11 protein-coding genes, 1 other RNA gene and 1 pseudogene are annotated in these 12489 nt (G+C 70.9%); 7 read left to right on the forward strand and 6 right to left on the reverse strand.

The window, feature by feature from the left end:
* Nucleotides 1–34: 34 nt before the first annotated feature.
* Complete coding sequence (locus NGB36_RS16490) at nucleotides 35–760, reverse strand: ABC transporter permease (protein WP_255921045.1); 726 nt, start codon at nucleotides 758–760, stop codon at nucleotides 35–37.
* Nucleotides 760–1737: an ABC transporter ATP-binding protein gene (locus tag NGB36_RS16495; protein WP_255921046.1), complete on the reverse strand. Its 978-nt coding sequence runs from the start codon at nucleotides 1735–1737 to the stop codon at nucleotides 760–762. The genes NGB36_RS16490 and NGB36_RS16495 overlap by 1 nt, the downstream gene beginning before the upstream one ends.
* Nucleotides 1738–2139: 402 nt before the next feature.
* Between NGB36_RS16495 and chsH3 the strand changes: the two genes are divergently transcribed.
* From chsH3 to NGB36_RS16510, 3 genes are all read left to right on the forward strand, one after another.
* Nucleotides 2140–2994 (forward strand): enoyl-CoA hydratase ChsH3, encoded by an 855-nt coding sequence (gene chsH3 / locus NGB36_RS16500; RefSeq protein WP_255921047.1) that lies wholly within the window; start codon nucleotides 2140–2142, stop codon nucleotides 2992–2994.
* A gap of 118 nt (nucleotides 2995–3112) precedes the next feature.
* Nucleotides 3113–4189, forward strand: a complete 1077-nt coding sequence (locus NGB36_RS16505) for a Zn-dependent alcohol dehydrogenase (RefSeq protein ID WP_255921048.1) — start codon at nucleotides 3113–3115, stop codon at nucleotides 4187–4189.
* Nucleotides 4190–4324: 135 nt separating this feature from the next.
* Nucleotides 4325–5269, forward strand: coding sequence for a 3-oxoacyl-ACP reductase (locus NGB36_RS16510; protein WP_255921049.1), 945 nt, complete (start codon nucleotides 4325–4327; stop codon nucleotides 5267–5269).
* Between the two features lie 77 nt (nucleotides 5270–5346).
* Here NGB36_RS16510 and NGB36_RS16515 read toward each other — a convergent pair whose 3' ends face one another.
* The gene (locus tag NGB36_RS16515; RefSeq protein ID WP_255921050.1) at nucleotides 5347–5505 is read right to left on the reverse strand and encodes a hypothetical protein; all 159 of its coding nucleotides are present in this window, start codon (nucleotides 5503–5505) and stop codon (nucleotides 5347–5349) included.
* Nucleotides 5506–5705: 200 nt separating this feature from the next.
* Entirely contained in the window at nucleotides 5706–6983 is a 1278-nt protein-coding gene (locus NGB36_RS16520; RefSeq protein WP_269470253.1) for a hypothetical protein, read from the reverse strand.
* Nucleotides 6984–7181: 198 nt separating this feature from the next.
* Between NGB36_RS16520 and NGB36_RS16525 the strand changes: the two genes are divergently transcribed.
* The 3 genes from NGB36_RS16525 to NGB36_RS16535 are packed head-to-tail and all read left to right on the forward strand — an operon-like array spanning nucleotide 7182 to nucleotide 10005.
* A complete protein-coding gene (locus NGB36_RS16525) occupies nucleotides 7182–8075 on the forward strand; it encodes a Nif3-like dinuclear metal center hexameric protein (RefSeq protein ID WP_255921052.1) in 894 nt (297 codons plus the stop codon).
* Nucleotides 8072–8815, forward strand: a complete 744-nt coding sequence (locus tag NGB36_RS16530; protein WP_255921053.1) for a zinc ribbon domain-containing protein — start codon at nucleotides 8072–8074, stop codon at nucleotides 8813–8815. Before NGB36_RS16525 ends, NGB36_RS16530 begins: the two co-directional genes overlap by 4 nt.
* A gap of 14 nt (nucleotides 8816–8829) precedes the next feature.
* Complete coding sequence (locus NGB36_RS16535; RefSeq protein WP_255921054.1) at nucleotides 8830–10005, forward strand: bifunctional RNase H/acid phosphatase; 1176 nt, start codon at nucleotides 8830–8832, stop codon at nucleotides 10003–10005.
* Between the two features lie 21 nt (nucleotides 10006–10026).
* Here NGB36_RS16535 and yaaA read toward each other — a convergent pair whose 3' ends face one another.
* On the reverse strand, nucleotides 10027–10809 hold the full coding sequence (gene yaaA / locus NGB36_RS16540; protein WP_255921055.1) for a peroxide stress protein YaaA: 783 nt from the start codon (nucleotides 10807–10809) through the stop codon (nucleotides 10027–10029).
* Between the two features lie 168 nt (nucleotides 10810–10977).
* Here yaaA and rnpB point away from each other — a divergent pair.
* Nucleotides 10978–11391: RNase P RNA component class A (gene rnpB, locus NGB36_RS16545), an RNA gene on the forward strand.
* A 405-nt stretch (nucleotides 11392–11796) separates the two neighbouring features.
* On the opposite strand, the pseudogene NGB36_RS16550 reads toward rnpB, so the two are convergent.
* Nucleotides 11797–12256: pseudogene (locus NGB36_RS16550) on the reverse strand (IS110 family transposase); the annotation flags it as partial.
* Nucleotides 12257–12489 lie beyond the last annotated feature (233 nt).

Below are 12489 nucleotides of genomic sequence, written 5' to 3' on the forward strand. Positions count from 1 at the left end.
CCCCCGTTCCCCATGTGGTCGTACTTCCGGTCCATCATGCGCTCCCCGTGCCTCGCCGATAAGCGGAGACGGCATACCCGGCGAATATCGCGAACCAGCCTGCCAGGACCGCGGCCGTCCCGAGGCTCGGCAGCGATCCACCGGCGATCGACCAGCCCAGCTGGCCGAAGCGGTTGGTCGGGGTCCACGTGGCGATCGCGGCGAGCCAGTGCGGGAAGAGAGAGACCGGGAACCACAGCCCGCCCAGCACCGCCAAGCCCATCGTGCAGGTCACGTTGACCATTCCCGTGGCCTGAGCAGAGAAGCGGTAACCATTGCCGAGACCGAGCAGGGTGAACGGCAACGTGCCCACCCACAACAGTCCCGCCAGCGCAGCCCACTGACCGGGCGAGAGGCGGACGCCGTTGACGACCACCCCGGCGAGCAGCACGGCGGTTATGCCGGGAAGCACCATCACCGAGCCGGTCACCGCCCGGCCCACCACCAGCTTCATCGGAGACAAGGGAGTGACGCGCAACTGCCGCAGCCAGCCCACCTGCCGGTCCGCGGCCACCCCCATCCCCGTACCGAGCGCCGCACCCACCGCTCCATACGACGCCATGCCGACCATCGAGAACACCGCGGCGGAAGCGTGCTCCCTGCCGTCGACACCGATGTTGGTGAAGAGCAGATACATCCCCACGGGCATGCCTATGCCGAAGACGACGAAACCCACGTCCCGCAAGGTCCGGCGGATCTCGAGCCGTATGTAGTCCAGCATTACGCCGTCACCTTCCTGCTGCCCGGCGCCTCACTGCGGTTGACTGCCAGGTCATATTCCAGGTCGTCGGTCCGGTCATGGGTCCGGTCGTCGGTCAGGGTGAGGAACGCGTCCTCCAGGCTCGTGGGGGCCACTTCGAGGTTGCGGACAAGGCCCAGCTGGGCGAGGGCGATCACCGTCGCGTCGGAATCGGTGGTGTGCAGCAGGGCACGGTCGCCGCGTATCTCCAGTGAGGCGACGCCCGGCAGCTGGGCCAGCCCCTCCGTTGCCGCCCCGGCCAGGTCGAATGAGACGAGATTGCCGCCCACCATTCGCTTGATCCGATCACCGCTCCCGTCTGCCGCTATCCGGCCGTGGTCCATTACCACGATCCGGTCGGCGTTCTCGTCCGCCTCCGCCAGGTAGTGCGTGGAGAACAGCACCGTGTTGCCGCGCCTGGCGTACGTCCGCATCGATTGCCAGAACGCCCGCCTCGCCTCGACATCGAGCGCGGCGGTCGGCTCGTCGAGCACCACCAGCTCGGGGTTGCCTGCCAGTGCGAGAGCAAAGCGCACCCGCTGTGCCTGGCCGCCGGAGAGCTTGTCCGCCCTGCGGTTGCCGAGGCCCGTGAGACCGGCGAGCTCCAGCGCCTCGTCGACCATGAGCGGATGCGGGTAGGCACCGGCGACGAACCCCACCAGTTCGGCGACCGTCACCCGCGGTATCAGACGCCCCTCCTGGAGCATGGCGCCCACCCGGCCGTCGAGCACCGCCTGCTCCGGCGTGCAGCCGAACAGCAAGACCCGGCCGGCGTCCGGCTGCTGGAGCCCCAGTATCATCGCAATGGACGTGGACTTGCCCGCGCCGTTCCGCCCGAGCAGTGCCACCGTCTCGCCCCGCCCGATCCCCAGATCGACGGCGTTCACCGCGCGCACTGCGCCGAAGCTCTTCGAGACGCCGATGAGCCTGACCGCATGCCCGGGAGCGGTGACTCCCATGGTTGGTTCCCGTCCGGCTGTTGCCCGTCCGGCCGCTTCCCGTCCGGCTGTTCCCCGTACGGCTGTTCCCCGTTGTGTCGTCATGGCTTTGACGGTACGGAAGGCCGCTGCGACCTCGGCAGTGGGGAATGTATGCAGATCGGCAGGACAAATGTCATGAGGCCGGCCATGACACCAGGCGAAGAACCGTTCGGCCCCGCCGAATCTGACGCCACGTCAGCTCTTCCCACTCCTTCTCCGATGCGTTATACATGAGGCGATCCACTAGAACGCGTTCTACACATCGCTCCCGGTGGAGCCCCGAAGCGACCCCGGCCCGGCCGACGGTGCGGACGACCGTGCCGGGGTCCCCAGCATCAGGCCACCACCCGGCGACCACCCTGCGAAGGAGCAGCCCCGCAGATGCCCATCGACGCCGTCCTCGCCACCTCGGCCGAGCCTCGCAGCACCGAACTCACCTGGGACCACAAGGACGTCCAGCTCTACCACCTCGGCATCGGCGCCGGCCTGCCTGCCACCGACCCCGACGAGCTGCGCTACACCCTGGAGAGCAGGCTGCATGTGCTGCCCAGCTTCGCCACCGTGGCCGGAGGCGGCATGGCGGTCGCGGGCGGCATGGCGGCCCCCGGCATCGACGTCGATCTCGCCGCCGTGCTCCACGGTGGCCAGCGCGTCGAGCTGCACCGCCCCATCCCCGTCAAGGGCAAGGCGGTCCAGAGCTCCAAGGTCGCCGCCGTCTATGACAAGGGCAAGGCGGCCGTCATCGTGCTCCGTTCCGACGTCTCGGACGCGGACGGCCCGCTGTGGACGTGCGACACCCAGATCTTCGTGCGCGGCGAGGGCGGCTTCGGCGGCGAGCGCGGCCCGTCGGCCCGCATCGAGGCGCCCGACCGCGCCCCCGACCGCACCGTCGACCGCGCCACCCGGGAGGACCAGGCGCTGCTCTACCGCCTCTCCGGCGACTGGAACCCGCTCCACGCCGACCCCGAGTTCGCCAAGCTCGCCGGGTTCGACAGGCCGATCCTGCACGGCCTGTGCTCGTACGGCGTCGCGCTCAAGTCCGTCGTCGACACCGCACTCGGCGGCGACGTCACGCGCGTGCGCTCCTACACCACACGCTTCGCCGGCATCTTCTTCCCGGGCGAGACGCTGCGCATCCGGATGTGGGACGGCGACGGCCGCGTCCAGCTGTCGGCGACCGCCGTCGAACGTGACGACGCACCTGTACTCGCCGACACCGTCATCGAACACACCTGACCGGCGCACCCAGAGCGGAGACACCGAGAGCGGAGACACCGAGAGCGGAGACGCTCAGAGCGGAGACGCTCAGAGCAGAGAAAACACCAGAGCAGGCACGCACAGAGAGGAGCGGGACGTGCGGGCAGCCGTGCAGCAGGAGATCGGCCAGGGCAAGCTCGAAGTCGTCGACGACGCCGAGGCGGTGGGGTTCGGCCCCGGCAAGGTGCGGTTGCGGATCCGGGCCACCGGGCTGTGCCATTCCGACCTCTCCGCGATGAGCGGAGTGCTGCCGCAGCCCGCCCCCTTCATCCCCGGCCACGAGGGCGCGGGCGAGATCACCGAGGTCGGCGAGGGCGTCACCACGCACAAGCCCGGCGACCGGGTGCTGGTGTGCTGGCTGCCCGCCTGCGGGCAGTGCCCGGCCTGCCGCCGCGGCCAGCCGCACCTGTGTCTCGCCGGATTCATGAACGCGGGCACGCCCAACTACAGGCGCCCGTCCGGCGACCTGTTCGGCTTCGCCGGGACCGGCACCTTCGCCGAGGAGGCCGTGGTCGCCGCTGCCTGCGCCGTCCCGATCCCCGACGACGTGCCGTTCGAAATCGCCGCGCTCATCGGCTGCGGCGTCACCACCGGCATCGGCGCCGCGCTCAACACGGCACAGGTGGCGGCTGGTTCGTCGGTCGCCGTGATCGGCTGCGGCGGCGTCGGCATCTCGACGATCCAGGGTGCGCGCGCCGCGGGCGCGGCCGAGATCGTCGCCGTCGACCCCGTCGCATCGCGTCGCGAGGCCGCCGTGCGATTCGGCGCGACTGAAGCCGTCGCGCCGGAAGAGCTGGCGGACGCCAAGAACCGGATCACCGGCGGCGAGGGCTTCGACTACGTCTTCGAGGTCGTCGGCCGGTCCGCCACCGCCCGTACCGCGTACGAGACGACACGCCGCGGCGGCACCCTGTGCATCGTCGGCGCCGGCGCGATGGACGACTTCCTCCAGATCAACATGTTCGAGCTGTTCTTCGACGAGAAGCGCATTCTGCCCTCCCTCTACGGAGGCGGCGATGTGCTGCGCTCGTACGAGCGCGTCATCAAGCTCTGGCGGGCAGGCCGCATCGACCTGGAAGGGCTGATCACCCACCGGGTGCGGCTGGAGGAGATCAACGACGCCATCGACCAGATGCGCAGCGGCGAAGCCCTGCGCACCTGCATCGCCATCTGATGCGTCCGAGACGGGCCAACACGTCCAGGACGAGACGGGCCAACGCGTCCAGGACGAGACGGGCCAACGCGTCCAGGACGAGACGGGCCAACGCGTCCGAGACGAGACGGACCCAAAGGAGCGAGAGGGGACACAATGTCTGCGCTGTCGTTGGTGGGCAAGACCGCGATCGTCACCGGGGCGGGCCGCGGCCTTGGCCGGGCCGAGGCGCTCGAACTGGCCCGGCTCGGCGCCAACGTCGTCGTCAACGACTACGGCCAGCCGGGCCGCGACGGTTCCGGCGCCTCATCGGCGACCCCGGCCGAACAAGTCGCGGCCGAGATCGCGGCCGCAGGCGGACAGGCCGTGGCCCACCAGGGCGACGTCGCCGACTTCGAGCAGGCCCGCGAGCTCGTCGCACTTGCCGTCGACCGCTACGGATCGCTCGACATCCTGGTGAACAACGCCGGCATTCTGCGCGACCGCATGATTTTCTCGATGACGGAGAACGAGTGGGACTCGGTCATCCGGGTCCACCTCAAGGGCCACTTCAACACCACCCACTTCGCCTCCGCGTACTGGCGCGACCGTGCGAAGGTCTCCGGCGGCCCCGTCCATGGACGGATCGTCAACACCTCGTCCGAGGCGTTTCTCGCCGGCTCGGCCGGCCAGCCCAACTACGCGGCTGCCAAGGGCGGGATCGTCGGGCTGACGACGTCGACGGCGCTCGCGCTCGCCAAGTACGGCGTGACGGCCAACGCGATCTGCCCGCGCGCCCGCACGCGCATGACGGAGGACGTCTTCGCCGGCCTCGACGTCCCGGAGACCGGGATCGATCCGCTTGCGCCCGAGCACGTCGCGCCGTTGGTCGGCTATCTCGCGTCGTCGGCGGCGGCGCGCGTCAACGGGCAGCTGTTCGTCGTGCACGGCGGGATGGTCGCCGTCATCGACCGGCCGCGTGTCGCGGCCAAGTTCGACACCGCCAAGGACCTCTTCAGCGTGGCGGAGCTCGATGAGATGCTCACCTCGTACTACGAGGAGCGTGACCCGGACGAGACCTTCGCGGCCACGGAGGTGCTCGGCCTCAGGCACGGCAGCTGACGCGAGCCGCAACACGGCAACCGGCCGCCGCGGAAACGTTCCCGCGGCGGCCGGTGCATGCCGTACTGGCGTGCTGCTTACTGGTTCTGGTGCTCCGGGCGGCGGTGCCTGCCGTGCGCCGGGGCTCCGTCCTCCTCGGCGGAAGAGGCAGGACCGCGGTGCTTGCCGCCCTCGGCGCCCAGGGCGGCCGCCTGCTGGGCGCGGTCGTCGGTGGTGTCGTTTCGGGCTTCGGACATCAGGAGTCTCTCCGTCGGGATCGCTTATGGGGATTGCGAGTCGGGGCGGACGACACGTCATGCGCCTGACACAGCCGCGCCCGTCGCTCACCTCTGGTGGCCAGGCATCGGGCTGTGTACCCCCCGCCCAAGACTAACGTGCGCCATGATCGGCGGGCCACGTACCCCTGTGAGAAGACCGGGTCGTTATCAGCCGGTAATCAGGGCTGCACCGCAAGTGGCGCCTGCTGCAATGGGAGTACGCGGGGGAGTGCGCGGCGCTTTCGCCAGCCCGAGCCCGGCCCCGGCCCCTTCGGCTCGGCCGGCGGCACCGCAGGTGCCGTCGTCGGCTCCGGCGGGACGAGCGGAACCACCGGCTCGACATCGGCCAGACCGCACGGGCACTCCGGCGTCGCGTACGGCAGCCGCAGCGTTCCGCGCGGAGACCACGTCACCGCCCCGGCCAGCCAGCCCTGCGGCGCGGACACCCGCACCGGTGCCGGGCCGTCCGGGCGCCACAGCGCGGGCACCGTGCCGCCGGGACCGTCGATCCGCAGCGCCACCGCGCACGACTCCGGCATCAGCAGCTGCCCCGGCTGCACGGAGACCGGCGTGATCACCGTGTCCTCCGCTCCCGCAGCATCCTCCGCGCCCTCGGCTCCCGCAGCACCCTGCGCACCCTCGGCCCGCAGTGACTCGGGGAACCGCACCGGCCGCCTGCTGCCGAGCACCCCCCACCCCAGCCGCTCCGTCCCCGGAGCGTTGCTGCGCACCAGCAGCAGCCCGCTGTCGGGGTCGGCGAGCAGCACCCGGTCATCGCTGTCGTCGGTGATCTGCAGCAGCGGAGTGGACACGCCCCCGGCGAGATCGACGGCGACGGCCTTGGTGCGGCCGTCGAGCTCCCGGTCCAGGGCGAGGGTGCGCCCCTCCCTGTCGAGCCAGACACCGCCCGTACAGCGCCCCTCGATCTCGGCGAGCTTCTCCAGGCCCGGGCCGCCGTGCACCAGCCAGACCGAACTGATGCCGTCCGCGTACGTCAGCGCATAGGCGCTGCCCGTCGCGAGCGGCGGCAGCAGCCGCACCTCCTCGCCGTAGAGGAAGCCGACCCGCAGTTCGCCGGTGCCGGGCCCGGTCGGGTAGAGCAGTGCCAGGTCGTGGCGGTCGGCGACGCGGCGGCGGATCAGCACCCTACCGTCCGGAAGCGGCAGCGGCTGGGAGTCTGCCTCCTCCGGCTGGTTCCCGGGAAGGGGAACGGTGTACGGCTCGGGGCCGTCCAGCGTCCAGCGCTCCGGATACCAGCAGCCGTCGCCCGCGTCGGCGAGACACGCCGCGTACGAGCCGTCCACTGCGATCGAGAACCCCGACCGCCGCGTGACCCGAGCCCCGGGAACCACGGATGCCTTCGGTTCCGCTTCCGCGCCGTCGATCACTGCCGTGCCGCTCGCCGGGGCACCGTCCGTATCGATCTGCGTTCCGGTTTCTATGGCGCAGGCCGTCATGTCCTCCGTCACCTCCGGCACAGAAGCTAGTTTTCGTACTTCCAACCGAACAACGCGAGTTGGACCCCTTCACACGTAAGGGTGGTGGTATTCCGGTTTACCGGAGATCGAGGCGAGCATGTGCTGGGAGCGGGCTGCGGGACTGCTGGGGGACTGCTGGGAGGCATCGGAGCGTGGCCGGGAGGTAACCTTCCACCCGTGCCCAAACTGTCCGACGTCGTCGCCACCCTCGAAGCCCTCTGGCCCGCCGAGCGGGCAGAGCAATGGGACGCCGTCGGCCTGGTCTGCGGCGATCCGGACGCCGAGGTCGGCCGGGTGCTCTTCGCCGTCGACCCGGTCCAGGAAGTCGCCGACGAGGCGATCAGGATCGGCGCCGACCTGCTCGTCACCCACCACCCCCTCTACCTGCGCGGTACGACGACGGTCGCGGCCACCGGCTTCAAGGGCCGTGTCGTGCACGACCTCATCAAGCACGACATCGCCCTTCACGTCGCCCACACCAACGCCGACCGCGCCGATCCCGGTGTCTCCGACGCCCTCGCCGCCGCCGTCGGACTGCACATCACCGGCCCCCTCGTCCCCGACCCGACCGACCCGGCAGGGCGGCGCGGACTGGGCAGGACCGGCGAACTCGACCACCCGCTCACCCTCGCCGAGTTCGCCGAGCACGCCGCCAAGGGCCTGCCGCGCACGGCAGGCGGGCTGCGCGTCGCCGGGGACCCGCAGCGGATCATCCGTACCGTCGCGGTGTGCGGCGGTTCCGGCGACAGCCTCTTCGACGACGTACGGCGCGCCGGAGTCGACGCCTACCTCACCGCAGATCTCCGCCACCACCCCGCCTCCGAGGCGCAGCAGCACGCCCACCAGCACGGCGGCCCCGCGCTGATCGATGCCGCTCACTGGGCCACCGAGTGGCCGTGGTGCGAGCAGGCCGCGGGCCAGCTCGACGAGATCTCCGACCGTCACGGCTGGGCGCTGCGCACCCATGTGTCGCGTCAGGTCACCGACCCGTGGACGCTGCACGCGGCGTCCGGCGCCGCCGCCCACGACCTTCCCTCCGTCCCGACCACGATCCAGGAGTCCTCCGCTTGAAAGCCGCGCCCGCAGACCAGATCCGACTTCTCGAAGTCCAGGCCCTCGACCAGCGTCTCGGGCAGCTGGACCACAAGCGCAAGAACCTCCCGGAGAACGCAGAGGTCGAGCGGCTGAACGCCGAGCTGACGCAGCAGCGCGATCTGCTCATCGCCGCGCAGACGCAGGAGAGCGACACCGCCCGCGAGCAGACCAAGGCCGAGCAGGACGTGGAGCAGGTGCGCCAGCGCGCCGCCCGCGACCAGAAGCGGCTCGACTCCGGCGCGGTCACCTCGCCGAAGGACCTGGAGAACCTGCAGCACGAGATCGCCTCGCTTGCCAAGCGGCAGAGCGACCTCGAGGACGTGGTCCTCGAGGTCATGGAGCGTCGCGAGGCAGCTCAGGAGCGCGCCGCCGAGCTGGCACGGCGCGTGGAGGAGCTGCAGCGCAAGGCGGCCGAGGCGGAGGAGCGCCGCGCCACCGTGCTGGCGGAGATCGACGCCGAGGGCGCGGGCGCGGCGAAGGAGCGTGAGGTGATCGCCGGCTCGGTGCCCGACGATCTGATGAAGCTCTACGACAAGCTGCGCGCCCAGTCCGGCGGTGTCGGCGCCGCCAAGCTCTACCAGAAGCGGTGCGAGGGCTGCCGTCTGGAGCTCAACATCACCGAGCTGAACGAGGTGCGAGCGGCCGCCGCCGACGAGATCGTCCGTTGTGAGAACTGCCGCCGCATCCTCGTCCGCACCTCGGACTCGGGGCTGTAGGGCCGGCCGCCGCAATGACGTCGGAGACATCGGAACTCATCGTCGAGGCGGACGGCGGGTCCCGGGGCAACCCGGGGCCCGCGGGCTACGGGGCGGTCGTCATCGATGCGACGACCGGCGAGACGCTCGCGGAGATGGCCGAGTACATCGGCACTGCCACCAACAACGTGGCCGAGTACCGTGGCCTGATCGCGGGACTGCGCGCGGCTCGGGCGCTCGCCCCGCAAGCCTCGGTCAGGGTGCGGATGGACTCCAAACTCGTCGTCGAGCAGATGTCGGGACGGTGGAAGGTCAAGCACCCTGACATGCGTCCGCTCGCCGCGGAGGCGAAGGGGCTCTACCCGGCCGGCCGGGTCTCGTACGAATGGATTCCGCGCTCGCAGAACAAGCGCGCCGACCGTCTCGCCAACGAGGCGATGGACGCGGGCAAGCGCGGCGAGCAGTGGCAGCCGAAGCAGCCGTCGGCGGCGTCCGCCTCCGCGGCCGCCTCCGCCCCGGCCCCCGCTCACTCCGCGCCCGTCGAGGCGCCGCGTCCCGTCGCCGTCGGATGGGCCCCCGACCTGGGCACTCCCACCACGTTCGTCCTTCTGCGCCACGGTGAGACGGCGCTCACGCCGCAGAAGCGCTTCTCGGGCAGCGGGGGCGGCGACCCCGAGCTGTCGGAGGCCGGCCGGCGCCAGGCGCAACAGGTGGCGGCAGTGCTCGCCGCCCGTGGCACGATCCAGGCGGTCGTCTCCTCCCCGCTCACCCGATGCCGTCAGACCGCCGACATCGTCGCCGCCCGCCTCGGCCTTGACGTCCGCGTCGACGACGGGCTGCGCGAGACCGACTTCGGCGCCTGGGAAGGACTCACCTTCGCAGAGGTGAAGGAGCGTCACCCGGAAGATCTGGAAGCCTGGTTGGCTTCGGCGAAGGCCGCGCCGACGGGCGGCGGCGAGAGCTTCGCCGCCGTCGCGCGTCGCGTCGCACTCTGCCGCGACAAGCTGCTCGCCCGCTACACCGGCAAGACGGTGCTGCTCGTCACCCACGTCACCCCCGTCAAGACGCTGGTTCGGCTCGCGCTGGGCGCCCCGCCCGAATCGCTCTTCCGGATGGAACTGTCCGCGGCCTCCCTCTCCGCAGTGGCGTACTACGCGGACGGCAACACGTGCGTACGCCTCCTCAACGACACGTCCCACCTGCGCAGTTGACGCGTCGCGGTCGCCCGGGACTCAGTGGATCTCGGTCACCAGCACGTCGAGCTTCCCGGGCGCCTGCTCCTCCACCGCGAACCCGAGGTCCCGCAGCGCCTCAGCGAGCTCGCCCGGGTTCCGGGGCCGCGCCCCGTCCTCCAGCAGCGCACGCACCAGACGCCCCTTCGTCGCCTTGTTGAAGTGGCTCACCACCGACCGCTTCTCCACCCCGTCGACGGTGGTCACCTGCAGCACCCGCACCGTCGCCGTACGGCCGGCGATCTCGCCCTTCGGCTTCCACGCCGCCGCGTAGGCAGCCGAGCGCAGATCGAGCACGAGCCCGCCACCCGCCGCCTCGGGCATCACCTCCGCCATGGCGCCGCGCCAGTACGCGCCCAGCGCACCGAGCCCCGGCAGCTTCACCCCCATCGAGCAGCGGTACGACGGGATCCTGTCCCCGATCCGTACGGCCCCCCACAGCCCCGAGAACACCAGCAGCGAGCGCCCGGCCCGCCGCTTGGCCGCCGCGGAGAGCGTGCCGAGCCCGAGCGCGTCGTAGAGCACCCCGGTGTAGACCTCACCGGCCCGAAGCGTCGGCGCGGTGCGCAGCCCTGCGTTCTTCGCCACCTCACCGCGCAGCTTCGCACCGAGCCCCAGGACTTCCAGCGCCTTCTCCTCGTCACCGGCGCACAACCCGACCAGCTCGTCGAGCACCACCTCGCGCGCCGGATTCAGCCCGGGAAGCGACAGCCCCCCGAGGTCGAGCACGGGACCGGAGCCCGGCGTGGACTTGCCTTCGGACGGCGGAAGCAGGACGAGCACAGCGGATTCTCCCTCGTACGTACGATGCGTCGGCGCCCGGTGCAGCATAAGGCGGCCGGCCCTCCCGTCGCCCTCCCGTCGCCCTCCACCGCCCTCCACTGCCCTCGACCAAGACCCTCCGGGCCGCGGGGAGGCCCCGTCCTCGACTACGATGTCCGGTACGGCGGACGAGCCGGCCGGGCGGCCGCGTCGGAATCCGTGGTTTCCATGGATTCCGCCGAGGAACGTCCGGGCTCCACAGGGCAGGGTGGTGGGTAACGCCCACCCGGGGTGACCCGCGGGAAAGTGCCACAGAAAGCAGACCGCCAGGGGCCGCGAGGCGCCTGGTAAGGGTGAAACGGTGGTGTAAGAGACCACCAGCGTCCGGGGTGACCCGGACGGCTCGGTAAACCCCACCCGGAGCAAGGTCAAGATGAGGCCGCCGCACGGCGGCCTTGCGCGGACGCATGAGGGCTGCCCGCCCGAGTCCGCGGGTAGACCGCATGAGGCCGACGGCAACGCCGGCCCTAGATGGATGGCCGCCTCCCCTGGCGCCGCAAGGCCCCAGGGAGACAGAACCCGGCGTACAGGCCGACTCGTCCGCCTTTAGGCCCCTGACCTGCGAAAACGGGTGCAATCTGTACCAGAGGCCCGCGGAGGGAGTTCCCGCGTCTACCTGCGGTTTCTCGGAAGTTCCCGCGCGATTGTGCGATGGATGTGCAATGGATGTGCAGCGGCCGATGCGTCGGTCCCGCCCGTCCGGCGGGGCTCCCGGAGCGACATCCTCTCGCGAGCCACCGCCGCTACCTCGCAGCGTCGTCCTCTCGCCCGGGCCGCAGGGGACGTTCCGTCGGCGGCGACGGCGCCCGCGCGGGCGCGTGATGGCGGGCCTGTGGTCGGCCGTTACCGGTCACGTGGTCATTCCACTGCTCATGCCGTGGCAGCATTCCAAGCCCAGCAAGACCCCGACCCTGAGGGTGCCGGTAAATCATCCGCCCAGGTGACAAGCTTGATCGCGCGGGTGCGGTCGGCGGTCAGGTCGTAGCGGCGGGCGGTGAGGATGCGCAGGTCCACGGCGATCTCGTCGGTCCCCTGCACGGGGTGCAGGTCGTGGCGCATGCGGGCCTGGTCGGCCATGATGTAGGCGTCGCGGGCGTCGGTCTTGCCGGGTCTTGCCGTCGCCGCGGTAGTCGGCCGAGGCGTGGTGGACGGTGCGGCCGGGGATGTATAGCAGCCGTCGGCCGTGGCTGACCAGGATCGCGATCCACAGCGCGGCCCCGCCCGCGTTCAGGTCGACCGCCCAGGTCACCTCCTCCCCGTCGGCCAAGTACAGGACAAGGTCAAGGAGTTCGAGCAGGTCGGCTCCTTGTTCGCCACTCGGCGGGAGCACCATCCCGCCCTCGGCGTCGATGACCGTGCAGCGGTGCTCGGCCTTGCCCGCATCCGTCCCTGCCCACAAAGCGGACACTCGCGCCTCCCAGTTTTCTCCGTATCGGATCCAGCCGACGACCTCGCCGACGTGTCCTTACGAAGCGACCGTGTTCGCGCATCCCAATGAGCGGTCGAGCCGTCGCGGGGCCTCGGGCGGCCAATCTCCCAGAGCCACACAAACGGCGCCCTCAAGGCAGCCACACCCGGACCCCCTGGGCCTCCCGATCCTACGAGTGACCAGGACCGACCCAACCAGCAAGGTAAGGATCC

The sequence above is a fragment of the Streptomyces humicola genome (assembly GCF_024436035.1).
GTDB classification, from domain to species: Bacteria; Actinomycetota; Actinomycetes; order Streptomycetales; family Streptomycetaceae; genus Streptantibioticus_B; species Streptantibioticus_B humicola.